Raw genomic sequence first — 409 nt, forward strand, 5'->3', positions numbered from 1 at the left:
CTTGACGCTGCCGCGAAGCACCAGGGCGCCTTCACGGCCGTCGGGCAGCAAGCCGTCTTGTGCCGCTTTCATCGCGGCGTTGAAGAGATCCTTGCGCGGCGCCGACAGCAGCTCCGGCTTGTTCTGGATAGCGGTCATCACGACACGCGCGAACCGTTCCACCGGGATGTGGGCTGGCAGCGCGGCCTTAAATTGATCGTTCATGTTGGCGAACTGAGATCGAACGACGTCGATCTCTCGTGGTCCGCGTTCAGCAACCTGATTCATCAGATATCGTCTCCTGCTTCGGCGTCGCGGCTCAGCCGCGGAATGAAGTCTTGCTGTCCTGGAAGATTTCGACGCCGGGCAGCGGCGCCGTGTTCTTGTTGGCGCGGACGTAGGCCCTGACGAACTTGTCGATGTCGTCGAT

At 61.4% G+C, this 409-nt stretch carries 1 protein-coding gene; it reads right to left on the bottom strand.

What is annotated here, in order from left to right; genetic code table 11:
- On the bottom strand, window positions 1–267 hold a 267-nt coding region (locus EN857_RS33390), incomplete at its 3' end, for a recombinase RecT (RefSeq protein ID WP_189522825.1).
- Between the last annotated feature and the right edge of the window lie 142 nt (window positions 268–409).

Source organism: Mesorhizobium sp. M4B.F.Ca.ET.214.01.1.1 (assembly GCF_004791545.1).
GTDB classification, from domain to species: Bacteria; Pseudomonadota; Alphaproteobacteria; order Rhizobiales; family Rhizobiaceae; genus Mesorhizobium; species Mesorhizobium abyssinicae.